This is a genomic window from Paenibacillus sp. FSL R7-0216, from assembly GCF_037969915.1.
Taxonomy (GTDB): Bacteria; Bacillota; Bacilli; order Paenibacillales; family Paenibacillaceae; genus Fontibacillus; species Fontibacillus rhizolycopersici.
The window spans coordinates 2,097,124-2,121,533 of sequence record NZ_CP150222.1 but is presented as its reverse complement, the minus strand read 5'-3'; the positions used below and the strand labels follow the sequence as shown (position 1 = coordinate 2,121,533).

27 protein-coding genes are annotated in these 24,410 nt (G+C 53.4%); 3 read left to right on the top strand and 24 right to left on the bottom strand.

Annotated elements, in window-relative coordinates:
* Positions 1 to 4 precede the first annotated feature (4 nt).
* From MKZ15_RS09450 to MKZ15_RS09370, 17 genes are all read right to left on the bottom strand, one after another.
* Complete coding sequence (locus MKZ15_RS09450) at positions 5 to 919, bottom strand: AraC family transcriptional regulator (RefSeq protein ID WP_339821494.1); 915 nt, start codon at positions 917 to 919, stop codon at positions 5 to 7.
* A complete protein-coding gene (locus MKZ15_RS09445) occupies positions 916 to 1,809 on the bottom strand; it encodes a pentapeptide repeat-containing protein (RefSeq protein ID WP_339821491.1) in 894 nt (297 codons plus the stop codon). Before MKZ15_RS09445 ends, MKZ15_RS09450 begins: the two co-directional genes overlap by 4 nt.
* A 91-nt stretch (positions 1,810 to 1,900) precedes the next feature.
* Positions 1,901 to 2,353 carry a DinB family protein gene (locus tag MKZ15_RS09440; protein ID WP_339821487.1) on the bottom strand — a complete coding sequence of 151 codons (453 nt, stop codon included), beginning with the start codon at positions 2,351 to 2,353 and terminating at the stop codon, positions 1,901 to 1,903.
* Between the two features lie 164 nt (positions 2,354 to 2,517).
* On the bottom strand, positions 2,518 to 3,237 hold the full coding sequence (locus MKZ15_RS09435) for a stalk domain-containing protein (RefSeq protein WP_339821484.1): 720 nt from the start codon (positions 3,235 to 3,237) through the stop codon (positions 2,518 to 2,520).
* 34 nt (positions 3,238 to 3,271) lie between these two features.
* The gene (locus MKZ15_RS09430) at positions 3,272 to 4,495 is read right to left on the bottom strand and encodes a WD40 repeat domain-containing protein (RefSeq protein ID WP_339821481.1); all 1,224 of its coding nucleotides are present in this window, start codon (positions 4,493 to 4,495) and stop codon (positions 3,272 to 3,274) included.
* Positions 4,496 to 4,937: 442 nt separating this feature from the next.
* Positions 4,938 to 6,449 carry a HAMP domain-containing sensor histidine kinase gene (locus MKZ15_RS09425; protein ID WP_339821478.1) on the bottom strand — a complete coding sequence of 504 codons (1,512 nt, stop codon included), beginning with the start codon at positions 6,447 to 6,449 and terminating at the stop codon, positions 4,938 to 4,940.
* Entirely contained in the window at positions 6,446 to 7,141 is a 696-nt protein-coding gene (locus MKZ15_RS09420) for a response regulator transcription factor (RefSeq protein WP_339821476.1), read from the bottom strand. Before MKZ15_RS09420 ends, MKZ15_RS09425 begins: the two co-directional genes overlap by 4 nt.
* Before the next feature lie 19 nt (positions 7,142 to 7,160).
* Positions 7,161 to 7,622, bottom strand: coding sequence for a GNAT family N-acetyltransferase (locus MKZ15_RS09415; protein WP_193415128.1), 462 nt, complete (start codon positions 7,620 to 7,622; stop codon positions 7,161 to 7,163).
* 28 nt (positions 7,623 to 7,650) lie between these two features.
* A complete protein-coding gene (locus tag MKZ15_RS09410) occupies positions 7,651 to 8,103 on the bottom strand; it encodes a putative immunity protein (RefSeq protein ID WP_339821474.1) in 453 nt (150 codons plus the stop codon).
* Between the two features lie 311 nt (positions 8,104 to 8,414).
* Positions 8,415 to 8,858 (bottom strand): VanZ family protein, encoded by a 444-nt coding sequence (locus MKZ15_RS09405; protein ID WP_339821471.1) that lies wholly within the window; start codon positions 8,856 to 8,858, stop codon positions 8,415 to 8,417.
* A gap of 3 nt (positions 8,859 to 8,861) precedes the next feature.
* The gene (locus MKZ15_RS09400) at positions 8,862 to 9,491 is read right to left on the bottom strand and encodes an NUDIX domain-containing protein (RefSeq protein ID WP_155605201.1); all 630 of its coding nucleotides are present in this window, start codon (positions 9,489 to 9,491) and stop codon (positions 8,862 to 8,864) included.
* A gap of 140 nt (positions 9,492 to 9,631) precedes the next feature.
* Positions 9,632 to 10,192: an AAA family ATPase gene (locus MKZ15_RS09395; protein WP_193415383.1), complete on the bottom strand. Its 561-nt coding sequence runs from the start codon at positions 10,190 to 10,192 to the stop codon at positions 9,632 to 9,634.
* Between the two features lie 84 nt (positions 10,193 to 10,276).
* The gene (locus MKZ15_RS09390) at positions 10,277 to 10,846 is read right to left on the bottom strand and encodes a GNAT family protein (protein WP_339821465.1); all 570 of its coding nucleotides are present in this window, start codon (positions 10,844 to 10,846) and stop codon (positions 10,277 to 10,279) included.
* Positions 10,843 to 11,370: an RDD family protein gene (locus MKZ15_RS09385; RefSeq protein WP_339821462.1), complete on the bottom strand. Its 528-nt coding sequence runs from the start codon at positions 11,368 to 11,370 to the stop codon at positions 10,843 to 10,845. The genes MKZ15_RS09390 and MKZ15_RS09385 overlap by 4 nt, the downstream gene beginning before the upstream one ends.
* 22 nt (positions 11,371 to 11,392) lie before the next feature.
* The gene (locus MKZ15_RS09380) at positions 11,393 to 11,851 is read right to left on the bottom strand and encodes a DinB family protein (protein WP_240908620.1); all 459 of its coding nucleotides are present in this window, start codon (positions 11,849 to 11,851) and stop codon (positions 11,393 to 11,395) included.
* 11 nt (positions 11,852 to 11,862) lie between these two features.
* A complete protein-coding gene (locus MKZ15_RS09375) occupies positions 11,863 to 12,384 on the bottom strand; it encodes a GNAT family protein (RefSeq protein WP_306433120.1) in 522 nt (173 codons plus the stop codon).
* 20 nt (positions 12,385 to 12,404) lie between these two features.
* A complete protein-coding gene (locus tag MKZ15_RS09370; RefSeq protein ID WP_193415122.1) occupies positions 12,405 to 12,911 on the bottom strand; it encodes a GNAT family protein in 507 nt (168 codons plus the stop codon).
* A 212-nt stretch (positions 12,912 to 13,123) separates the two neighbouring features.
* On the opposite strand from MKZ15_RS09370, the gene MKZ15_RS09365 reads away from it, so the two are divergent.
* Positions 13,124 to 14,371, top strand: coding sequence for an RICIN domain-containing protein (locus tag MKZ15_RS09365; protein WP_193415381.1), 1,248 nt, complete (start codon positions 13,124 to 13,126; stop codon positions 14,369 to 14,371).
* A 44-nt stretch (positions 14,372 to 14,415) separates the two neighbouring features.
* Here MKZ15_RS09365 and MKZ15_RS09360 read toward each other — a convergent pair whose 3' ends face one another.
* Both MKZ15_RS09360 and MKZ15_RS09355 read right to left on the bottom strand, forming a co-directional pair.
* Positions 14,416 to 14,883: a hypothetical protein gene (locus MKZ15_RS09360; protein ID WP_213621798.1), complete on the bottom strand. Its 468-nt coding sequence runs from the start codon at positions 14,881 to 14,883 to the stop codon at positions 14,416 to 14,418.
* 84 nt (positions 14,884 to 14,967) lie between these two features.
* Positions 14,968 to 15,417, bottom strand: a complete 450-nt coding sequence (locus MKZ15_RS09355; RefSeq protein WP_193415120.1) for a PH domain-containing protein — start codon at positions 15,415 to 15,417, stop codon at positions 14,968 to 14,970.
* 176 nt (positions 15,418 to 15,593) lie between these two features.
* Here MKZ15_RS09355 and MKZ15_RS09350 point away from each other — a divergent pair, with 176 nt between their 5' ends.
* Positions 15,594 to 16,583, top strand: a complete 990-nt coding sequence (locus MKZ15_RS09350; protein WP_244868348.1) for a GNAT family N-acetyltransferase — start codon at positions 15,594 to 15,596, stop codon at positions 16,581 to 16,583.
* A gap of 87 nt (positions 16,584 to 16,670) precedes the next feature.
* Here the strand turns inward: MKZ15_RS09350 and MKZ15_RS09345 are convergent, their stop codons facing one another.
* Genes MKZ15_RS09345 through MKZ15_RS09325 form a run of 5 tightly spaced genes read right to left on the bottom strand, consistent with a single transcriptional unit; the run spans position 16,671 to position 23,475 of the window.
* Positions 16,671 to 17,315: a pentapeptide repeat-containing protein gene (locus MKZ15_RS09345; protein ID WP_193415118.1), complete on the bottom strand. Its 645-nt coding sequence runs from the start codon at positions 17,313 to 17,315 to the stop codon at positions 16,671 to 16,673.
* Positions 17,315 to 18,169, bottom strand: coding sequence for a nucleotidyltransferase domain-containing protein (locus MKZ15_RS09340; protein WP_213621799.1), 855 nt, complete (start codon positions 18,167 to 18,169; stop codon positions 17,315 to 17,317). Before MKZ15_RS09340 ends, MKZ15_RS09345 begins: the two co-directional genes overlap by 1 nt.
* A 36-nt stretch (positions 18,170 to 18,205) precedes the next feature.
* Entirely contained in the window at positions 18,206 to 20,410 is a 2,205-nt protein-coding gene (locus MKZ15_RS09335; RefSeq protein WP_339821452.1) for a DEAD/DEAH box helicase, read from the bottom strand.
* Positions 20,407 to 21,753 carry an ATP-binding protein gene (locus tag MKZ15_RS09330; protein ID WP_155605189.1) on the bottom strand — a complete coding sequence of 449 codons (1,347 nt, stop codon included), beginning with the start codon at positions 21,751 to 21,753 and terminating at the stop codon, positions 20,407 to 20,409. The genes MKZ15_RS09335 and MKZ15_RS09330 overlap by 4 nt, the downstream gene beginning before the upstream one ends.
* Before the next feature lie 51 nt (positions 21,754 to 21,804).
* On the bottom strand, positions 21,805 to 23,475 hold the full coding sequence (locus MKZ15_RS09325) for a TerB N-terminal domain-containing protein (protein ID WP_339821449.1): 1,671 nt from the start codon (positions 23,473 to 23,475) through the stop codon (positions 21,805 to 21,807).
* Positions 23,476 to 23,600: 125 nt separating this feature from the next.
* Between MKZ15_RS09325 and MKZ15_RS09320 the strand changes: the two genes are divergently transcribed.
* Positions 23,601 to 24,311: a M50 family metallopeptidase gene (locus tag MKZ15_RS09320; RefSeq protein WP_339821447.1), complete on the top strand. Its 711-nt coding sequence runs from the start codon at positions 23,601 to 23,603 to the stop codon at positions 24,309 to 24,311.
* Positions 24,312 to 24,410: the final 99 nt, after the last annotated feature.

Sequence of the window (24,410 nt, the reverse complement as noted above, 5' to 3'; positions counted from 1 at the left end):
CCTTTCACGCCCTTGTTTTGATCGGAATGTATAAGTCCACCTTGGCCTTGCCTTCGGGATCCTGAGCCGGATCGTTCATGCTGAACTCTAGGCAGTACCGGTCGTCCGGGTCATATTCGCTGTCCGGCAGCCAGTTACCGAAAATGCTCTGGTACAGAAGCGCAAGCTTATCCGTTGTATCAAAGAAATAAAACTTGGCATAAAGTCCTCCCGGCAGCGTCTGGAACTGAATCTCCGGCGGCGTATCCGTTTGGCTTAACCCTTCTGGAACGGTCACACAGGCATCGTACCGGCATTCCTCTTCCTCAGTCACTGCGGGATCGTCCAGTGAAATGCCGATATAAGATTGCCCCGGCGGAAACAGACGATGTTCCGCGGCCCACATGCCTAATTTCGCCCAAGCCCGATAGGTTTCCAGATAACTGCCCACATGCCTTACGTACGCTACTTCCATCAAGGGAAGCTCTTCAATGGTTGCTTGCATTTGCCAAACCCTCCTCAATAAACTGTGTTTTACAGTTTGATCATATCGGATTGGCGCTGCGGCGACTTCATCGGGATTGCGGAACGATTGCGAAATATTGCGATCCTGCCGTGCTTGTTCGCGCATCTCGGTTGGTGTTTGGCCGTAGTACTTCTTAAAAGCCGCATTGAAGTTTGAGGCCGACTCAAATCCGCATCGCAGGGAAATCTCCAGCACAGGGAGGGGAGATTCCCGCAGATAAGTGGCAGCTTGGACTAATCGCTGCTGAGCGATATACGCAAACGGCGTACGCCCTGTAACTGAAGCAAATATCCTCGAGAAATGATATTTGGAAAAATGGGAGACTTCGGCCAATTGATCCAGACTGAGCTTCTGATCCAAGTGCGCATCGATGTGTGCGCAGACCTGGTTAACTCTTTCCTGATAATCGTTCATCCCGCTTCAATCCTCCCCGGAGCCCCCTCCCAATGGGAGGGCCGTTGGAGGAGAGGCGGTAGCTTCGTAGCCGAGTCCCCTTTAGCCGCGTTGATTTGAGCTTGGGTAAGGAAGAAGCTCTGAGACAGATTGGCACCTCTTAAATCGGCATCCCGCAGATCTGCACCGATCAAGTCGGCACCGCAGAGGTCCGTTCCCCGCAAATCGGCGGCGATCAGATAGGCGCCTCGCAGGAGGGCACCACGTAAGTCGGCCCCCCGAAGCTTCGCGCCGATCAAGTCAGCGCCGCGTCCAAAGTTTCTGCGGCGTCCAGGTGACGACTTGGCCTGTCGGAGCGCTTCGGAACGGACGCGCTCGCTCACCTCCAGCAGCAGCTCGTTGACTTTGGCACGATGAGCTGCCGGATCACAGGCGAGCAGATCGTCCGCACCGGCGTAAGCGAGCCGTTCAGTCTCGTCATAGGCGAAGCGCAGCTGATCATGCAAATCATTCACCTGGGATAGACTTAACGCTTCGTCCAGGTACCAGAGCAATTCGTGCAGCTGCCACATCACCGGGAACACTTCGAACATCGGCTTAGCAGATCCCGCCGCTTGACGCCAACTCACCCCAGCGAAAGTCACCTGTGAGACCTGTTGCCCTGCGCCAAAGCAGTCATAGACTGTACAGCCTCGATAGCCCTGCTCCCGCAGTCTGCCATGAATCCCGCAGCGAAAATCCTCCCGCAAATGTCCGCAAGGCTGTCCTGCCACCTTATCCGCAGCGAAGTCCACCGATGCGGCGAAGGGCAAGGCGGCACAACACAAGCCAAAGCAATTGTCGCAGTCGGCTCGCAGCGATAATCGGCGTTGCCCGTAAGCTGTTTCCCCGGTCGTTAAGTTCTCAGGCATAACGAAATTCCTCTCTTTTCTTCTTCAAGGTTGTGTATCTAATATAAACAAGGAACCGGGAAAATCAAAGGAATTTCCTAGTTTTATTCCCTTAACGAATATCGCGAATTTGTCTGAGATGATGCTCCGCATGCCGGATATAATCTGCAAATAATTCGTCAAGTGTTAGCGAGGTACCGTCGGTGAGCACACATCGTTTCGCTCCATCCGATTCGGTGGCACTACGCAGCGCATTCAGGATCAACCCGTTAAGTTGATTCCACAACAGGAGAAGCTCCTCACGGTGATAGTAATGCTGATAGCCGTGGCGTTTCACCCAATCATCCTGCGCGTACCCATCAATTGTGATCGGCTCATCCGTCGTCAGAATCCGCATAAACCGCACATGGTTATTTGCCGCCGAATCGCACAAATGCCCGAGGATCTCCATCTTCGACCACTTCTCCGGCGACGGTTTATTCACAAAGCTTGCCTCGTCCATGGCGCTCACGACTCTCGAAAACTCCGCCAACAAAAGCTCCAATTGATCAAACGATTTGATCATCCCGCTCCCCCTCCTCGATTCGATAACGTAACCAATAACTCCATATTAGGCCAGAATACAGCTGGAAGTAAATGCCGATTTGCTAACCTTTGCCTAATCAAAAGAGGCCTGTCGTAACAGGATGAACTCCTGCTCCGACAGACCTTCCGAGATCCCTAAAGAGTTTATTTCAACTTCGCAACAGTGACGGCTACCTTCTCCATCTGGGTTTGGCTTATTTTGCCATCCGGCGAGCTTAGCGTCACGAAACGGTCATCCAACTTGAAGGAAAGCATCGGCGTTTCAGACGGAGTGTACCATTTCGCTTGAACATCGTTCGACAAGGTGATCGTTTTTCCCTCGTATTCGTAAGCATAATCCCGCGGGGATATCGAAACCGTCATATGATTAAAAATCAAGTTCACGCCATCATCCGAGGCGCCCACCAGCTTAAAGCCATCCCCTTTAGCCATTTGTTGGGGCGCATATGGCGTTTCGAAGGATTCGAATTTGGCGAACGCTTTGATGATCTCCTCCAACTGGGCTTTTGTATAGTTTACAGTGATCAAGTCTGTATTGGATTCAGGGATTTCCGGGGTTTCCGGAGCTTTGCTCCCGATTTGCACCTGATGGCGGGTAGCGTCATAATTCACCGGAACCTTCAGCACATCCGCCAATGCCCGTACCGGCAAATACGTCGTTCCGTCGTAAGTGATTGGCGCCAACTGACGCCCTTGCCCGTCAACCGGGGCGTAGGTTTGACCGTTAACCTGGATGCCGATTTGGTGATTCAAATAAGCGGTGATTTTCTGCAATTGCGTTCCTGCGAAGACTCCTGCGGCTCCGGTAAAGGTCATGCCCACTACAGCGAAAGCCAAGATCGATTTTTTCATGTTGTTGTTCATATGGTTATTCCTCTCCTCACAATGTTCTTTTCAATTACTTAAACTCGATGACTTGAGTGACAAGCAGCGATTTTGGATCATCCACCGTAATACCCAGCTGTTTACCCGATGGACTCCAGCTTAATGGGTATACCGGATGGGGGAGCGGCTCCGTAGACGCGTAATAGGGAGCGAGCGGCGACACTTGCCCTGAACCCGTGTCGAACAGATACACCCCGTTCATACCCGGTTTCTTCTCGGTATACACGTCGAACGCCAGTTTGTCGGACTCCGGAGACCAAGATACGTAGGAGATCAGGTCACCTTTGCCGATAAGCGTACCCTGGAGGGTGCCGGCCGAGTCGTAGATCAGCAGTTCGCTGCCTTGAAACGCTCCCGATTGGGTAACCGTAGACACGGATATATATTGGCTGTTCGGTGAGAGTTGGAAATCCCATACGTCGCGAATTAAGCTGACCGGCTTCGTCTGCCCCGGATCAAACACCTTCAATACCTGGTGGTTGTCGGTATAGTAGATTCGGCCGTGACTGACGCCAAACTGCGTAAATACCTCAACGTCAGGATCCTCCAGCGGAAGCTTCGTCACTTTCCCATCCGCTGCAGAGATTTGCCGGATCTCTCCGCGCCCACTCATAGAACCGGCGGCCAAAACATACGTATTCTCGTTAAGCCAGCCACCCAGTTCCAAGTAGTTGTCCCCGGGGATTTGAATCGTTTCGCCCGTCCCGCGATCTTTCACGAAATTGTCGGCAGTATATTTGTCCTTCCATTTTTGAATAAAGCTGTACCCCCCGTTTGGTGACAAGGTCTCTTTCACGAGCATGTAGCCGTCCATTTGCTGTCCCTCCTCTCCCGCGGGTTTGCGCGTTTGGCCATTCACCAGGTTCAGGATTGAGGTCGCGTACTCGTATTGAGGTTCCTCAGTCGCCGTCCCGGCTTTGACGAGTCGGATCGTTTCGATTGCCACCTCTTCTTCTGAAATCCAGGATTGAATGCTCGCGGCTTCAATCTTATGCGTTCCAGCAACGGTTACCTCTCGGCTAGCCGGTTGCCCCGGCGTGTGAACTACCGTTAACTGTCGCTTGGCTTTGGCTTCATCCGCTCCACCTCGGACGGGCGTCTGCTGCCCGGATTGGCGAGTGGCACCAGGGTCCACGACCGTCAGCCGGTCTCCGGTTGCTTGACATGCCGTTAAGGCGATGGACAACAGCGTTGCAGCCAACAACGTGAACCCGTACTTCCCAGGGTGATGCTTCATTACAGGTACCTCCCGCGTTAGTGCCACAGGAGCTCCGAAGCGTTTCGGTTTCCCCTGTTGACCTAAGTATAGAAAAGAGTTATCACGTAAAAATATCCGACTTGTAACGTTCTTGTAACGTCTTTGCTAAATGTGAAAGTGCAGGCGATATGCACACGAATTTCGGTAAGTGGCCTTCAGATGCAAAAGTGCAGGCAATTTGCCCGCGGATGTCGATAAATCGTCTTTCAGATGTAAAATTGCAGTTTATTTTTGCCCAAAACGTCCTTAAAGTTAGAATCAGCTCCTACCGGATGCACTTTTACATTTGACTAGCTCGAAACTGGCACTGGGGCTAGAAATCAAATGCACTTTTGCAGTTGCTCCTTTCACCTTGCCGCCGGACCCGACGACATGCCAAACAGCCCGGACCTCGATTAAGTCTGGGCTGAAACCGGCTGAATTAGCCGCCATCCTGAGGATCAGGACGCTCGAGCGGCAATTCGATGACAAACGTCGATCCCTCGGGGCCGGATGCGGTTAGTTTCACCGAACCCCGTTGCTTCTCTGCGAGGCTGCGAACTAGCGGCAGGCCAAGGCCTGTCCCTCCATGAACTCTGGCTCTGTCGCTGCTGACGGTAAAGAACGGATCAAAGATGCGAGGCCACGCTTCCGGTGGGATGCCGATGCCGGTATCTTTCACCGTAATTTGCATCCGCCCCGGACCGCCCGGTTCTGAGATCGCTTTATTGGATAGAAATACTTTGCCGCCGGGTTGATTGTATTTCACGCCGTTATCCAAAAGATTCATCACCATATGCATCATGTTATCCGAATCGGCCCAGACCTTGCCATCCTGCAAGGTTGTGACCAGTTCGATGCCTTGCTTCTCCGCTTTCGCTTGCAAGCGTAACGCCGCTTCCGTAAGCAATGGCTTCAGGTCGACCGAGGAGGCATGAGTTTCAAACTCGTAGACGTCCATAGAAGAAAGCTTCAACGATTTCTCAACAAGCGCGTATAATCGCTCGGCTTCCATCCCGATATGCCGGGCCGCCTCCTCCAGGAGCGCCGGATCGTCCCGATACATGTCCAACAGATCGGCGTAGGCGAGAATTGAGGTCAGCGGGGTTTTCAGTTCGTGACTGATGTTCCCGATGAACAGTTTCTGTTGCTGCTCCAGCTCCTGCAAACGGGTAACTGCCTCGAGCAGCTTGCTTTTCTCATCGGTCAACTGGGCGTGGGTGGTCGCGATTTTTCCGCTCATTTCATAGATCCCCTGCGCGAGTTCCCCAAGCTCATCCTTCCGTTGGACAGTAGGCTCACGTAGGTACTCCCCTTCTCCTATCCGCGTTGCGGCGCGATTTAACCGCGTGATCACATGAGCTTGTCGCCAGACAAAGAGGTAGCCGAGCAGAAATCCCCCAACCAGTACCGTCACACCCGCGAGCCAGAACAACCGCCGAATCCGCTCGTAAAAAGCCTGCTGTTCCGTGAGGGACACATGAAATTGCACCGTTCCCACCGATTCCTGATCAAATGCATAAAGAGGCGCTAAATACAGTAGCTGATCGCCTTCCGTGATATAGGCAGATCGCCCTTTGGCTGTATAACTTAGCGCATCCTGGACATCCACCTTGGGCTGAAACGGCAACGAGGTGCCCGCAAGCGACCCGTCGGTTTTATAGAGTGTGACCGGCAAGCCGCTTTCGGCACCCAAATCGACGGCAAGACCTTGGCCGCTTTGCTCCATGAACGCATCCGGAGCGGGCGAACCGCTCGTCAGCACTTCCTGGCGAACCCGGAGATTCGCGGACTCTGCCTCTGCGGCCAACGTTTGCTCTAGGCGCTCGCGCTGGTCCTCCCGGATGCCTGCCAACACCAGGACGCTAAGGACGGCGATGACGGCAGCCAGCAGAATAGCGAGAAGCACCGCTGCCTTCCCTTTGAGGCCAAATCGCCAAGTCCGTCGTTTCATGGCTGTTGCTCCGCGCTTTTATAGCCAATGCCGTACACGGTTTGAATCACATCGTTCCACTGACCCAGCTTCTTGCGCAGTCGCTGCACATGCATATCGACCGTTCGCGTGCCTCCGGCGAAATCCATGTCCCACACTTGCTCCAACAGCGCTTCCCGAGAATACACCCGTCCGGGATGTTCGGCGAAGAGCGCCAGCAAATCAAATTCTTTTGGCGTCAGGTCAATTAGGGTACCGCCAGCATAAACCGTCCGATTGAGTAAGTGAATCGTAAGTTCACCTAATCGAACGAGCTCCCGATCCTCATTGGGAGTCCCGGGGATTGTCTGTAAGCCGCGTCGCGCAAGCGCTTTAACTCGGGCGACAAGCTCTCGCATATCAAACGGCTTGGTCATATAATCGTCCGCCCCAAGCTCCAGGCCCAGCACTTTGTCGACAATGTCGTTCTTAACCGTCAACAAAAGAATCGCCGGCCGCTGCGGCCGGCCTTCCAGTCTGCGGCATACCTCGTATCCGCTTAGCTTGGGCATCATGACATCAAGTACCATGACCTCCGGTCGGAACGAATCGACCCGGTCTAGCGCCTCTTCCCCATCCGCCGCCGTCTCCACCGTGTACCCTTCGCGTCGCAGTGCGTAGGACACTGCTCCGGAGATGCCCGCTTCGTCATCCACTACAAGCACTTTGGTCATGCGACAACTCCTTTTTGTACTACAAGCTTAGAAAGTAATGGTAAAACTCCGTATCCCGCTCGTATCCACTTTGTTCATACAATCGCTGAGCCCGGGCGTTGGTCATAGCCGTCGACAGCTCCAGGCCTTTAGCATCCGTATCCCGGGCATGGGATTTTGCTGCTTCCAGCAACAGCTTCGCCGCGCCTTGGTTCCGATATTCCTCCTGTACGTACAAATCGTTTAAAATCCAAATTCGTTTCATCGAAATGGACGAAAAGGAAGGATATAGCTGCGTAAACCCAACTGCCTTCCCACTGAGCGGCTCGACCGCCAAGAAAACGACGGATTCGCTCCGGCTTAGCCGGCTCTCCAAAAACAGCCGGGCTCCTTCCAGGTCCGAGGCTTGTTCATAAAATAAGCGATATTCGTCAAACAGCCGGGCTAATTGCTCCAGATGTCCGAGTTCCGCTTCATAAACGCTGACGGGTGTATGATTCATTGGTGCATCTCCTTGTTAGATGATGAATTCAATAGTCTAGCAGCCGGCGAAGCTGCCACTGCCGCTCCAGCTCAGTTCTTGCCTTGGCGGTGTCCGCATCGTCCGCGGCAAGAGCCAATGCCTTGGCGGCATAGGTGGCGCTATGCGGCGCATGCTCCGCCACATGCGCGGTCGCCGCCGCATGACCGGCGGCTCGGGCCGCTGCACTGGCGGAGGCATGGCTGGCTTCGCGGGCCGCGTTATGCGCCGCAAACGCTGCCGCACGCGCCGCGGCCATGCTCACTTCGCCGCGCACCCAGGCGCGGGCCGCTTGGATCGCCTGGCGTGGCCGCAAATCCCCTGGCCGCTCCGCCTCGAAGCAGGTCAGCACGCGCTCCGCGCATTCCGCTGCCCATAACGCCAACGTCCGCTGATCCGTTTGCTCCGCATGATCCGCGATGGACCGCTTGATTTTCGCGTCGACAAACTTCCTGGATTTCAACGTGGCTTTTCTCCTTTCCCCAAACACAGCTAGTTGAACAACCCCCAATAGAAAATGAAAACGAGCGCCAGAATCACTGCAGCGGAGATGACCAGCGTTTGGATGAGATTGCCGTATATTTTTTTGAGATGAAGTTAGGATTCCGTTAGGATAAAGAAACCGGCAAAGATCGTTACGACCATACCCAAACAACGAACAAAACCGAAAATGAAACGAAACAGAAAAAAATCCGAGGCCGCAAAAGGAACCAGGCAAAATCCAATGCCAACCAAAAAGGCGTATAACAGGCTTTTTTCCTTATTCAAATCACATCACGTCCTTCGCTTATTCGGCTTCATTAGTATCCTGTCATATAATTTATATATGCCAAAGCCCAGCATAAATCCCGCCGCGTTCAGAATCAAATCGTCGACGTCGAAGCTGCCTCTCTTCAGTACCAGCTGCAAGATTTCAAGGATCACGATTCCCAGCAAAAAAAGAGAAATCTCTTTCCGCAGCTTCCCTCCGAACACCATGGGCATCAGGAGACCAAAAGGGATAAACACGCCGATGTTCCCGATCATATTCACGAGCCATCGGGCTGACATAAAATCACCTGCACGAAGAAATTGGCGGATCGTAAATAAAGGCTTCAAGTTGTACCTATAGGTATCATGCGGTTCTCGGCCGAAACCGAACAACATCCAGTAAATCAGCAGCAAGGAATATCCGACCAGCGCGAAGGCAACCCACCGCCTATCCTGAGGTTTCACCATGCGCTACCTCTTTCCGATCTGGTCAAATAACAATTGATAGTACTCGTCCGAATTGGGCGTAAAATCCGTTAGACGCCATGTGGCCTGTTCTTCCATCAGGGTCCCGCTGGGGTCATCCACGTAAACTCCGGTTGACGTCAGTTGGTCGCGATCCCCACAGCGCAACTCCTGAAAGTCTCGCAAGCTAACCCAATAAAGCCCCGTCAGTTCCTCGGCCTGGATGCGGTAATCGACCAAAGGCTGTTCGCTTTCGTAGAGAAATACATGGTTAAACTCACGGTCGATCAAATGGGGGGAAATTAGATGCTCCTGAGCTACCTTGCCGATATAGGTCAGATCCTCAACCGGTACCGCTAGTCCGAGCTCCTCTTCCAGTTCGCGGACTCCGTCCCTTGCTTCTTCTCCAGCTTGGAGATGTCCTGCGCAGGAAGTATCCAGGAGCGAAGGGAACACGTCTTTATTCACATGACGCCGTTGAAACAAGAGATCGATTTCGCCCCTGGTATCCCGTTTCATAATCCAGCAATGAAAGGTTTGATGCCACAAACCTTTTGTATGTACCTCTTGTCTGGAGGCGGTGCCCAGCTTCCTCATCTCTATGGTGTAGAAGTCAAAAATTTCGGTTTCGCTCATGTTGTCCTCCAAGTCGATTCGTTCTCATGCCTCTGTTCTCATGGCCGATGTTCCACCTCGCGAAACACATCCTTGTATTAAAACCCGAACATTTCATGCGTTTATCTCTACATTTCAATGAGAGGGGAACTTCAACACGATTATAGCTGAAACCGCTCCTGGATGATTCTTGCCACCTCGTCCGGGGAACAGGCGGTATTGTTGATTTTGATGTAATTAGCTTCTCCTATCTCGCCGTCCAAGGAGTTCAATCGATGTTTCTCCATGGTTTGAAGTAGATCCCTTTCGGAGCGCGCCAGATTTCTTTTACTTGCCTTATGCAGCAGACGATGCGGATCGCGGTTGCGGATCAGCCGTTCCTCCAGATCGGCCTCCAATTCAACGTAGAACACTTCACCGCCCTGGGATTCAAAAATCCGGCGGATATGTTCAACATATTCCCGGTCAGACGGGAGGTCAAACGCCCAGACATAGGTAAAAATCAGCCCGGGCAAGTCACTTTTCGCTACCTCTTCAAAGATTTCCTCCCGAAACAAACCAACCAGCCGTTTGCCGGCGGGAGACCCATAATCAAAAAAATGCGAGACCAGCTCAATCGTCATATGATTATGAAATAACTTCAGTCCAGTAAGCTTCTCCAGCTCCTGGCCTACCGTCATCTTTCCTACCGCCTGCGGGCCAAATATAATCACAAGCTTCATCTGCACCATCTTCCCCTCCGTATAGAGTTCGACCCGGCTCGTCGCACACAGGAAGGCCGGGTCGTCTTGAAGTACTATGGGATGTTAGTTGCGTCGGGGCAGCTTGGCATCCAGATAGGTGGTCTTGCAATCGCTCCGCAGCATTTCCATATAAATCTCATCGAAGTACGTATCATTCATATAATAGCTTTGCGATCGGCGGCCGAAAACACGGAACCCGGCTTTTTCGTAACATCGGATGGCCGGTTGATTGAACTCAAATACGCGCAGCATGATATTGTTGAGATTCAAGATTTTGAACCCGTATTCGCAAATGAGCTGCAACGCCTCGGTTCCGTAACCCTGCCCCCGTTGCTCCTCATCTCCCAAGAAGATCCCGACCTCCGCGACCCGGCGAATCGAGTCCATTGCAAACAAGGAACAATTTCCCAGCAGTTGGTCATCGTCCATCCGAACGATCGCAAAATTTTGGCCCTCTTTGACCATGTCCTCCAGCAAGCCTTGTTCTCGTTGCAGCCCAAACACTTCTCTGGAATTCCCCAGTCTGACAGACACGGAAAGATCATTGATCCACCGGGTATAGGTCTCTACGTCTTCTGGATTCACGGGGGACAGATACAACCTGGATCCCTCTAGCTTCTTGAAATACTTCATCGGTTATCTCTCCTTCTCTCCACTCTTTCGATCACTTTCGTGCCGGCGACAACGTCGTGGAAGGTCTGGTTTCCCTTAGTGGAAAATAATATCACAAGATAAATCAACAGGATACCGTTAGGCAGGTAAATCCAGCCTGGGTGGGCCGGTATTTCCACACTCCACCAGGGTTCGGGCACCAGGATGATCCCATGGGTCATTTCCCAGGGAAACAGACGCACCGCCGTTCTGACCAAAGCCTGCCCAACATGGATCGGCTTGCCTTGATCGTCCGTGACGCGCAAACCCAGACATTTTTTGCCGAGCGTCTGTCCATAACGTCGCTCCATCAGGATGAAGTAACCCCATACGGGCAAAGACATCGTACCCAGCACCCAGAGCTCAACTTCGATCCCCTTGTCGAAATAGGCAAAGGGAAAGCCGGAAGACACAGCGTTCACCAGCCCCTGCAAAGCGACCAAAACGGCAGCCAGCAGCATGAAATCAATCCAGTAAGCCAATAATCTCTTTAAGGCGAGTTTCATGTCTCACCTTCCGATTCATTTTTTATACAAGATACGCTTTACGTTCTTCGATTTGACTCCGATGATGCTGATCATGCCAAATAAAATCGCGCAGATATGATTCAAACGTAAACTCCCCGTAGGTTCGGTTAAGCATCGCCTCATCCATGCCCTCAATCGCCTCGAGGATCAAGCAGCGATAATACACGGCAAGCTCGATTAATTCCGATTTTGATTTCGCATGCCCAAACTCCACGGCCTCACGGTTAAATTCGTCAAAATCCAGCTCCTGCAACGAAAGGGGCTGATCCTGTGAGATGGGCTGGATAGCCCTCTCCCAGAAATATTTGTCCCACATCATCAAATGGCTGACCAACCCGTGGACAGACCACTTCCCTTCGTTAACGGGCTTCGCCCAATCCAATGGCTCGATGTCCCGGACATAACTTGTCCACGCGCGGAATTGGCTCAAAAGGTCATCTTTGACTGCTTGCATTGACATCCCCGATCCCCCTAATCAAACTCTCTTGATAAAATGGAATACTGATACGAATCCCGCCAACTTCCCTTGTGCCAGCGATGTTCCCGAAAATGCCCTTCATACTGCATCCCGAGCTTTTGCATCACTTTAGCGGAACCCACATTATCCGGCCGACAGGTCGCATAGATCCGGTGCAGTCCCAGCTCGCGGAAGCCCATGCGTACCATGAACTTGGCCGCTTCCGTCGCGTACCCTTCCCCCCAAAATGTCCGATTGAAGCAATACCCGAGCTCGGCTTGCCTGTACCCCTCCAGGAACAAGCCGCACCCCCCAATCAATTGACCGGTCTCACGGATGACTACTGCCAGTTCATACGCTACCCGCGGCAGTTGCTCCTGCTTTTGGATCACTTGTCTCAAATAATCCTGCGTATCTTCCTCCGAATTCGGTCCCCAGAGCATATGCTCCACCACCAATGGATCAGAAGCATAAGCATGAACCGCCTGCTCGTCCTCCCACATAAATTCCCTGATCTGCAGACGTTCCGTGTTCATTAGCATCCTCCGTCCCCCATTCAGTTCAGTTTTAACGCCATATAATCCTCGTCATAATACTTGCCGTCCCATTTCAAGGCTCTTCGCTCGGTTCCGTAGGTCCGAAACCCTATCGATTCGTAGAGTTTGAGAGCCCTCCCGTTTGTAGATACGACCGCTAGATTGAGCTGTTCCAGCCCATCCAACTGCTTAGCTCTCGATAGGAGCTCCTGCATCAGCACCTGACCTATTCCTTGGCCCCGCATTCCGGGCGTGACGTACAAACCGAATACAGTTCCTTTATGCCGTGCTTTGGGGGAGCTTTCCCGAACAAAGGTAACGATGCCCGTTAACGTCCCATCTTCGTCGAACGCGCCCAGCACGAATCGGTCTTCGCTGGGTTTGATGCGATCCGCCACCGTGTCAGTCGAAAAAGCCGATTCCCGCTCGTAAGTTGATCCGAAAGCTTCCGGATGATCCTGCAAACCTCTCAAACGAAGGGTCTGATAGATCACAGCATCTGACGCCTCCAATATCCGCAGCTCCATACGATTCCTCCCGTTCTATCATGGGTTGATACAAGAATAACAGAACCATATCGATTTGAAAAACCTTCCAAAATAGGTGTTGTAAAACTAACCTTTAAATGGTAATCTATGTAATGATAGCGCTATCATAATAATCGAAACCGGTTTAGTATGAACATCGCACGTGGCAGGTTAGCCCAAACCATTCAATTTTTGAAAGGAGCGAATTCATGATGCTAAAACGCGGTAAACCGATTCTCCTCTTTCTGCTGCTCACCCTCTTGGTCGTCTTTGTGCCTGCACCCCAAATCTCAAGCGCGGCTCCAAACTGGAAACTGGTCTGGAGCGACGAATTTAATGGTTCCTCTCTCAATCGTGCTTACTGGACACCCGAAATGGGCACCGGTACGAACGGTTGGGGAAATAACGAACTCCAGTATTACACCGACCGTCCGCAAAACCTGCAAGTTACCGGCGGCAATCTGGTGATCACCGCCCAGAAGGAAAATTACGGAGGCAGAAACTACACATCCGCGCGAATCAAAACCCAAGGCTTAAAGAGCTTCACTTACGGCAAAATCGAAGCCCGGATCAAGCTTCCGACCGGACAAGGCCTTTGGCCGGCGTTCTGGATGCTGGGCGAGAACATCACTTCCGTTAACTGGCCTTATTGCGGCGAAATCGACATTATGGAACGCGTAAACCATAACGCGGTTGTTAACGGCACCGTGCATTGGGACGCGAACGGATACGCCTCTTACGGCCGGACTTCAGGCAATTTAGATTTTTCTCAATACCATACGTACACCGTTGAATGGGACTCGAGTTATATTCGCTGGTTCGTGGACGGTATCCAATATAATGAGTTCTATATCGCAAACGGAACCGGGAACACGGAAGAATTTCAGAAGCCGTTCTTCCTGCTGTTGAATCTTGCAGTCGGCGGCAACTGGCCGGGTAGCCCGGACGGGTCCACGCCATTCCCCGCGCAAATGCTGGTGGATTATGTACGCGTCTATCAGGACCAGGTCGGTACTTCGCCTACCCTTGAGAACGGCGCAGTCTATACCCTCGCTTCTAAAGCTAGCGGTAAGGTGATGGATGTGGTTGATGTCTCCACTGCAGACGGGGCCAAAATACAGCAATGGACCAACTATAGTGCCAGCAATCAGCGTTTCCGTCTGGATAGCACAGGCGATGGATATTACAAGCTGACAGCCATCCACAGCGGCAAGGTGCTGGATGTCCCAAGCGCAAGCACAGCCACCGGCGTGCAGCTGCAGCAGTGGACGGATAATGGTACGGATGCTCAGCGTTGGCGTATCGTTGATGCGGGCGGCGGATATTTCAAGCTGGTATCCAAAGCCAGCGGTTTGGTGGTGGATGTGTCCGGCGCTTCGACGGCGGACGGAGCAGCGGTGCAACAGTGGACGGATAACGGCACGGACGCGCAGAAGTGGATGTTTACGAAGGTGAATTAAACAGAAGCTTTAAAGGGGCGGCCGAGCTTCCGCCCCTTTTCAGGTTAGTTTATTTTCGGGAGGGAACGTTGGCTTCGGATGCTGGCTGGTATATGTCCGATCCCGAAAATTAGGCTGCAAGCCATAAGAGGATAAGAATGCAGCAGAAGTGAGGCACTCATGAAATACAGGACCGGCATGACCGCCATCGGCACCGGAATCCCCAACATCGACGTGTATAAGTAACGATACTCCCGTTCATTCCGAAGGTAGCGAATCCAGCCGCTGGCGTAAAACCCTAAGCTCAGGAGCATCATCACGAGAGCGATCCATTCAAGGCTCCCTTCCAAGCGTATCGCCGAGAACAAAGGGAGAACCACGACACCCACTCGTCCGATGCCTTCAGCGATTTGATAAATGTGGCTTTGTTTGGTTTCTTTCAATCCGGGTATGGGCTGCGGAGGCCAAACCACAAACAACAAATTTGGGAGTAACACCGCTGCCGGGATGAGTAAACTGGACATATGCACCATAGGATAAGCCTACCTTCTCTCCCCTTGCTTTTCACCCAGCATAGCAAAAAAAGATTTCCGGCGATGTGACTTGCCTCCCTTCGCTCAAGGGCTATCAACAATTTGAATGGAGTGATTTCGCCGAATCAGCTCTTCGATGAATCGCTTTTGATCCGCCGGTGAGATAACGACGCTGCCAAGGACACCGGTTCGGTAGTGGATTTCAATCGCATCACGCGAGGAGATGAGTCGATACCCTAACCAGATATTCGGATGGTACGTAATCCGAGTAATCTCCTCGAATCGAATTTTGGAACGGAGCATGCCTCCCTTAACGAGCAGCACATCCTCTTTGATCTCGTAGGAGATACCGATCGCGAGCCACCCCAGCAAGGCGGTCACGAGCACATCGGGTACGATTAGCCCCACAAGTCCTCCCGACGTTAATGCTTGCGGATCGAGAAGCAACGGCCATAGAATCACCAGATTTGCAACCAAAATCAATGCCGTCCAAAGGACAGTGAACAAAGGATCTCGTTTCGTTTTGAATCGCATAGCAACCCTCCTGCAATACAGGTTGAATTCATTCACTCGAAACTCCGCCGGGTTTACCTGGTAGTCGGTTTTCTCATTCGAATCAGGAATTTCTATTTATATCCAAACCTTACCCTCCTCATAACCGATTGCCATGAGATAATGGCAGAAGAACCGATTACATAGGAGGTTATGGATTGATAACGTACACGATTCGTCAAATGCGAAAACCGGACGATTATGATGCGGTCGCCGAACTAATTAACTTTATAGCATCAGAGCCGACGTCCGGGAAGTTGTTAGAGGAAGATGACGCCAAAATTCCGCCAGGCCAGTTGGACTATAACGAAGAGGGGAAGCTTACGGGCTGGGATCATCCCAAATGGGTTGCCGAAGATACGCAGGGTCAGATCGCCGCTTATGCCCATGTTTGGCGCGCTCCTTGGACGGAGCCGGGCGAGCTCATGTTCACCTTGGTGGTGCGGCCGGAAGTGCGAATGAACGGCGTTGGCCGTGCCATTTACAATGAAGTTGAACGTTGGTCTACCGAAGTCAAAGCCAGTCGCCTGACTAATTATATGAGGGATAACGATGCCGCTTCCTTGGCTTTTGCGGAACGCAGAGGTTACGTCCGGGAACGCCACACGTTCGAGTCTGTACTGGAGCTGGCGACATTCGATGGCGGTAATCTGCTGGGCGCGATTTCAGCAGCCCAGAACACCGGGATTGAATTCGTTACATTGGCGGATGAGCCCGGTGAAGCTAACGAACGAAAACTGCATGAGCTGTACCGGTCAACGCACCTGGATATCCCCGGATTCTCCGGAAGTTTTCCTTGGTTCGAAGAGTGGAAAAAATGGAGTATCGACCAACCCGGCGTTCGTCCCGAATGGATCCATATCGCCAAAGACGGGGAACGGTACGTTGGCGTCGTGACGCTGCAGCAAAACGAGCAAACGCAGGCGATGTACCACGAGTTCACCGGCGTGCTGCGGGAATACCGCGGCCGCCATATCGCTCTAGCCTTGAAGCTGCTGGCGATCCAGACGGCGGTAAGCTGCCGAGTGCCTTACTTGCGGACACATAACGATTCCATGAACGGTCCGATGCTGCGCATCAATCGTGATCTGCTTGGTTTCCGTGCCGAGCCTGGGAGTTATAAGATGGTATTGGAACGAAGTTACTAGTCGAGGAACTCTAAACCCGAGCAAAACGCCCCAACCTATGGATAGCTCTATCAAGGTGGGGCGTTTTGCAATTGAGTTTGTTACTTTCTATTTTACGATCAAGCCAAGCAGTTTGGCAAAGCCGATGGCTTGCTCTGGTGAAACCGTACAGCCTGCTAAAGCATAGGTGGGAATATCCGCACGTTCAAACGTGCACGTACTGATATCCATACCCTTCAGAGTGGTTTCATTAAAATCGGTCTCATTCAGATCACAGCTCAGCAGCTCGACCTCCTTGAACTTGGAGCCGTAGAAATTCGCATTTTGGAGAGAACAGTCCTCAAATCTGACCTGTTTTAAGGAGGCCTCCACCAGGTCACTCAAATTCATGATGCAATGTTCGAACGTCACCGAGCCCGTATTGGCCTTGGATAGATTCAGTCCCGTCAACTTGCAGTCCTTGAAATGTACCCGATGGATAATCGCCTTCTCCAGCACCGCATTGGACAAATCGCAATTTTCCAGCACGACATCGGTCATGTCCATCCGCTCGAATACGGTGCCGGCAAAAGAACAACCACGGAGCACCACTTTGGATAGGATGCATTTTTCCAATACCTCATGTTCGTAAGACGCACCCACCACCGTTGCTCCAACCAATTCATGGTCCTCATCTTTCAACACTTCATTCCAATTGGCTTCCGTTAAATCAGCCGTGAGTTGCGGGGCGCTCATTTTCGACTTTGCGGTCATCAAGATTCCTCCCCGGTTGACGTCTTCGCTAATTCATTTACCTCATCCAACAAGGTTCGGAGTTCGTGGATGCTTTCGCGGATTCCCTTCGGGTCTGGTCCTAGCTTTCCGTACATCAGATCCAATCGATCTTTGTAACTTTCCGGTCGGATGTCAAACGATTGGATGTTACGCACCGCCTTTTTCTCGTTCAAGCAATAACGGCCATTTAACGCATAAAGTGCTTGATTGAGGCTCGACACGCTTCGAAAAGCATGCCCGGTTACGTATGAGATATCGTCACGATCGGCACTTGATTCCATAAGCATCAGGGAAAAACCCGCTTCAAACAGAAACTGCCGCAACATGCCCTCTCGTAATAGAGGCGGGTACGGATGGGTCTGATTTTTCAGCCGGGTCAACCGGTCTTCCCGCTCCCACAAAATCCGGCATACGGCTACCTCCCCCATATAAATGCTGTTCAAGAAAGCATGGGGATGCCCCGTTTGGTACATCATTTGGACAATTCCTTCACAGCAATCCTCAACTGCCTTTCGGACTACGGTCATATCCCGATACAGGAAATCTACGTGATAACCGCCGATGACGAGCCAACCGCCACCGTTAACCCCCGGGCCCCATTCGCCGATCCCCGTTAACAGATCGTTTCGGTGCTGATCGTCGAGTTCCGTCGCGATTTGACCCAACCCGGTGATATCCAAACCGTTTTCGCCTTCATAGTACAGGCCGATGTCGATATCCGAATCGGGACGATGGGTGTTCGTCGCCCGCGATCCTCCCAATACGATGGCCTGAAGGCCTTCCGTTCCCTGCAGGCGGTTAACGATCCGCTCTAGGATGTGTTCAATACTCATGGTCGCCCTCCTCTATTCGTCTGAACTGCCCGAAGGTCATTCACTTGGCTTCCCTGCCGCTTCCAAAGCCTCGGCCAAGCCCTTTACATCGAGACCGTCCACGGCAAAAGCTCGCCGTACCAGCTCAGGCGGCATAAACTCATCGTACTTGCCTAGATAAGGAGCCTCCGATGCCGCCAGCAGCGCCTCCGGATGGTCGACGGATGCGAGTTCTGCCCGAATGGCGGACAGAAGTTCCTTGGCGCCCGATCTCCCTGCCACAACCATATAATAGGGTTCCATCGGCACCACCTGACGCAGCCCCATTGGGTCTGTCAGATTATGCTTCAGCAGACGTTCCAGCGTGCGGAATTGCTTGCTCCCCGCCCAAGGCAAAATAAACAGTGAGTCGCCCCCCGCCGGAATCACCGGGCTGTTCAAAAGCCCGCTCTCCCGGGCTAACCGCCGCGCCCGCTCCAAGCGATTAGCTGCGCCCGGAGCGAGGTACGGGTACAACGTATGCTCCTCCAACACCTGGCGCATTTTCTGCATGACCCGGCTATGAACATCTCCTCCGGCGCCGAGCCAGAGCGTATCCACCTTGCCTCGGGAGGATTTCACGTACACCGCTTTATGCTTGCTGTCCACTTCCTCGACCTTCCACATCTTCCCGGCCAGCGAGAAGCAATAGCCGGGCGGCGGCACGGTGGTGATGCTGCCGATTTCCTCGGAGCCGTTGTAGACGACATGCTCCTCATCGTCCTTAAAGACGGCATAGAAGCGGAAGTTGTTCACGACCTTCTCCCCGCCAAGTCCGATGATCAACGTACCTTCTTCGGTCTGCTGGATGTGGTCGGTCTGCAGCAAATACTGCAGCATCCCTTTGTACTCCTCTGGCTCGACGCCGCGAAACGCCGGCAACGTCAGCACGGCCCGGGCCAAATCGGTCGGTTCCGCTTCACCGATGCTCTTCAGCGTGCTCATCGTCTGATGGTATAACACGCCTATCGGCTTCTTTCGCAGAGCTACGGGTTCTACCCAGCGCTCACGGACGTAAAGCTCGATGACGGCGATGGCCCGCAGCAGCATCCATGGCATCCGGGCAGGCAATTGGGCGTCCTCGTCCTCTTCCTCCGCACAGAGGAACATCATCTCCGACGCCTGATCTCCGCGCCGACCGGAGCGGCCCAGCCGCTGCACGAAGCTGGAGCAGCTATATGGCGCGCCCAGCTGGATAACCCGCTCGAGCTCACCGAGGTCGATGCCGAGTTCCAGCGTCACCGTCGCTGCGGCGACCGCCGGGCCGGGACCGGAGCGAAGCGCGGCCTCGGTCTCCTCCCGCAGCATCGCGGAGATGCTGCCGTGGTGGATATGAAACACGTCGCGCTCCTCCCGCTTCGCCGCAATCCGGCGCAGCTCCAGTGTGGTCAGCTCGGCGTCAGTGCGGCTATTGGTAAAGACGAGCGCTTTTTTGCGATGGGTGTTGTCATAGATGAAGTTGTAATAGTTCTGCTTGGCCAGCTCCAAATGCTCCGCTTCCCGTTCGTCCCGGGCATCCGGGAAGGAGAAGTGCTCGACCGACAGCTTCAGCTTCCGACCGCCCTGCGGAGAGACGACTTCTACCGGCTGCGGCGTACCCGCCCCAAGCCAACGAGCGGCGATATCGTAATCCCCAAGCGTAGCCGACAAGCCGATTCGCCTTGGCGAGCAGGAAGCCATTCGCTCTAATCGGGTCAACTGGCTGATCACCTGAATCCCCCGGTCGGCTCCCATAAATGCGTGCACCTCGTCGATCATGATATACCGCAAATCATGGAACAATGCCGGGATCGCATTCGGGCGGTTCATCAGCAGCCCTTCCAGCGATTCAGGAGTAATTTGCAGCACGCCGCACGGGCGCTGCATCAGCTTGGTTTTCTCCGCTTGCGCCACATCGCCGTGCCAATGCCAGACGGGGACCTCCCCGTCCCGCAGCAGTTCCTTGATCCGCTCGAACTGATCGTTGATCAGCGCCTTCAACGGTCCGATGTATAGAATGCCGACGGATTCCGAAGGCCGATGATAGAGCTCTGTAAGCGCAGGGAAAAAGGCCGCTTCCGTCTTCCCCGACGCGGTCCCCGACGCGATCAGGAGATGATTAGGCGTGTCGAACAACACCCGGCAGGCTTCTACTTGGGCATCGCGCAGCGAATCCCAGTGTTTGCGGTAAATGTATTCCTGGATGAACGGAGCCAACCTAGCAAACGGATTCCCCCCGCTCATAGCTCAAACTCCGCCAAGAAATCGTCCAACTCGTCGGTGCCGCCCTTGTTCTTGGAACCCTGGTTCCCGGATGCCGCATACTCCTGCTCCCGTTCGCCCATCAGCTCCTCGAAAGACAATGACGGCTGCTGATGCAGCAGGTGCAGCACATCCATGAAATCGCGCACGACCTCGCGTGTCGTCAGCAGCTCCTCGGCCCCAAGCCGATTCACCGCCGCCTGCATGAAGGCGATCAACTGTTCATCGGCCAAACGCATTTCATAACCGAAATGCAGCGCGTGAATCTCCCGCAGCTTCTGCAGCAAAAGCAGGATCTCTTCATGAGACAGCATGTCCAGCTTCAGAATGGGCGAGGTATACGAACGGCGCGTCCCGCTGCTGTAACGCCCGTCCATCAGCCGCGTGCGAAGTGCATCGTAGCTAAACAACCCGCGGCGTTCGTCCTCGACGAACTGCGGTGTCCCGCCTAAGTAGATGCCCAGGTACTGTGCCTTCCCTTGCATCGTGTCGTTAAACATCGTCAGAAGCTTCTCGTAATTGCTTTGACGGGAGACGCTGTTCGTGATTTTGTACAGGTTCACGCCTTCGTCGATAAAGAGCAGCAGCCCGCGATACCCGATGCGCACCGCAAACTCCGCCCATAATTTCATATAGTCGTACCAATTGTCGTCATCGATGATGACGCCGACGCCCAACTCTTGGCGTGCCTCCGTCTTGGTTGGGACCTCTCCCCGCAGCCAACGCAGGGCGGCTGCTTTCCGATCATCATCGCCAAGCTTATACCCCGACCAGTAGGCGGCCAGGACTTTGGCGAAGTCGAATCCATGCACCAGACTTTGCATCTCGTTCGTCACCGCATATATCCGCAGTTCTACTGCATCATGCAACTGCGGATCGCCGGGACGCAGGCCGGTGGCCTGCATTTGCTCCTGCTGAAGGGCGGCGATCCACTTCTGCAGCATCGTCTCCAGTGCGCCGCCGTCCGGCCGCGTTCGGGTCGACAAATGCATCATCAGTTCCCTGTAAGTCGCCAGGCCCTGCCCTTTCGTTCCAACCAGCCGGCGTTCCGGAGACAGATCGGCGTCGGCCACCACGAAGTCGCGGTCCATGGCATAATTGCGAATCATCTGGAGCAGGAAGCTCTTGCCGCTCCCATAACGTCCGGAAATGAGGCGAAAAGCCGCTCCGCCCTCCGCAATATTGTCCATATCCTGCAGAATCGACGCTACCTCCGGTTTACGCCCGACCGCAATATGCTCCAGTCCCACCCGCGGCACGACCCCGGCCGTCAAGGAATTGACGAGCGCCGTGGTCAACCGCTTCGGAATTTGCATCTGTTTCATCCACCATCACCTCATCGTTCAAAACTTATCCTCTATGTGATCAGCGCTGGATTAACGCCCTGTTATCAGCCACTTGCCAAGCTCCACACGGTAATCCTCCAAGATTTCGTCCCCATCGACCAAGAGATCCCCGATCCGCTCCATCGCGAGTTCGTTGATTTCATCGACCAGCAGCTCAGGCATAGAACCGATTTGCTCGGCGATCATTTGGCGTTCCGCAGCGCTCTGCCCCTGGAACAAAGCGGCCAGCATTTGCGCCTGAGGCGCGGTGAGACTCGCGAACAGCTCCTGCCATTCCTCCGACAGGGTTACAGACGCCTCTCCTTTGGTCTCTAGGGTCTCGCGCCGTTCCTCGATCGGCGGCAGAAGTACCTCTTCCGGCACCTGCTCATACCCCCGCTCAAAATCAAAGGTCGGCTGCAGCGGTTCGGCGACTGATATCTTCGGAGAACTTGCGACCTTCTCTGGCGGCAGACCCGGTGCTTCCGGCGCAAACGCCAGCGTCTGCTCTTCGCTCAGCAGCATGTCCCTCACTTCGTCGGATTCCTGCTGAAGCTTGCGCAATTTGGTCGCGTTGATTTTCACCTTAGGGATCCGGGCCTTCGCTTCTTCCGCCTTGCGACGATCGAACTCCTTGCTCAGGAATCGGTCGACCAACTGTTCAATCTCTGGCCCCACGTCGATTCCTCGAAGCTTCCCCTTATAACCCAACTGCTCTCGCAGCTTGTTCTCCGTCAGACGAACGAGTTGGGTCAAGAATGCGCGCAGCGGCGGATGCCCGCTGTAAGGCAGAATGGAGACCGGCTTGGTTCGACCGTATAGATCATGGTCGTACACGGCGCTGCGGAACAGGAAACGGGATACTTTCTGTTCCATCGGCTTATGCAGCTCCAGAATACGGCTTCCCTTGCTCTTTAAGAGATAGCCGTCCACCAATGAAACCACCTTCGGCACATAGTTTCGCAGTTCCTTACGTCCCTGCTCCAAATAAAAGCGGCTCTTCTCCACGTCATAATCAATCAACGTGAGGAGCAGCTCCCAGCTCACATCCAGCGGATCCGCGGTGAACCTTCTGCGCCATTCCAGCTCCTTCAGCTCCATCGACAAATTGCGCGGGAGCTTGGCCATCGGCTCCGCAGGCGGCATCTCTAAATCGAACACCAAAGCCAGATCATACAACCATTCCCGAACATAAAGATCCAGCTTGGGATAACGCTGTCGATACCCTTGCCAGACCCGTTCCATTAACGTGTATCCCTCGGCGGGTTCCGACCAGCCGACCCCATGGATCAGCTCGTACAGGTAGATGAATAGGTACGATAGGTCGGTGTCCGGATAACGTCCGGAGCGAACTTCATTCCGCCAGTACAAATACCATTTCAGCTGCCTTGGCTGCATTTCTTCATAAGTCGGCCAATACGTCTGAAAAGGGACAAACTCCGCCGTTTCCGCTACAGCCGTCTCCAGTTCCTTCGCTTTCTGGACGAACAGCTGCTCCCGCGAAACATAACGAAAATCCTGGCGCCAATCCATATCGCGCTCCCAAAGATCCGGCGCTACAACTCGGCTCACGGGCTCCGCCTTGCCGTTCGCCTGCTTCGTGGCGTCATCCACATCCAATTCGGCGAACGTCAATCGAGGTTCCGTTCCTGACCGCCGCTCTCGATCTCTATGTACATGTAGGCCGAAAAAGCCGTGTTTTTCGTCCGTTCCATCCTTCATCGTTCCAAAACCTCCGTCACGACCAGTCTATCATCGAACCGAAAATTTGTTCGCCTTTTGAATACTATTTTGCCCTCCCTTATAATGAAAAGCAACAGCAAGTTGCCAGGGAGGGCGAAAGTTTGATGAATAAATGGCTGAAGGCCTTATTATTTTTGATCGGGGCGGCCGTTTTGACCCGATTGATCCCATTCTCTGATTGGTTCCGCATGCTAGATACGATGGTTCATGAGTTAGGCCATGCCATCGTCACATTGTTTGCGTCCGGACAGGTGCTCCGTATCGAATTGCATCCTGATCACAGCGGCGTTACCTATTCGGTACTGGCTTCAGGCTGGAGCCAATTGGCGGTATCCTTGGCCGGTTATATCTCAGCTTCGCTGTTTGCGGTAGCGATGTTCTTCGGTTATTATCGGCAAAATCAAGCCGCCGGCCTTGTCCTCATCAGTATCTTGGCTTTGGCATCGTTGCTGTTGTTCGTACGATCGGGATACGGCCGGGGGTGGTTGATCCTGTTTGTGCTGATCAATGGGGCGTTCTTTCTACTAGGGGGGCGAATACGCAATTTCTATTACTTGCTGCTGGCTTTCTTATGCCTGGAGGAGTCGGTGATGGGGCCCGTCACGCTGCTGTTGAATTCCATCGTTTCTCCTAGCCAAGCGGGTGACGCGACCAATCTGGCCCAGCTTACGGGAGTTCCCCCTCTGGTCTGGTCGTTGATATTTCTAGCTATCTCATTGATTTGCGCCTTGTCCGCCTTGCAATTGTATTGGAATGACCGCAAACGGAGTCGGGAGAAGAAAAGAATGAGCGGATCGAGCTCGCTAAGCCCTTGAAATCGGCCTCATTTGTCCTTCACAATCGTACATCTCAGCACGTGGACTTCCTGATTCTCACGAATCATCGCATCGACATCGTCGCTGGATTCCATATGG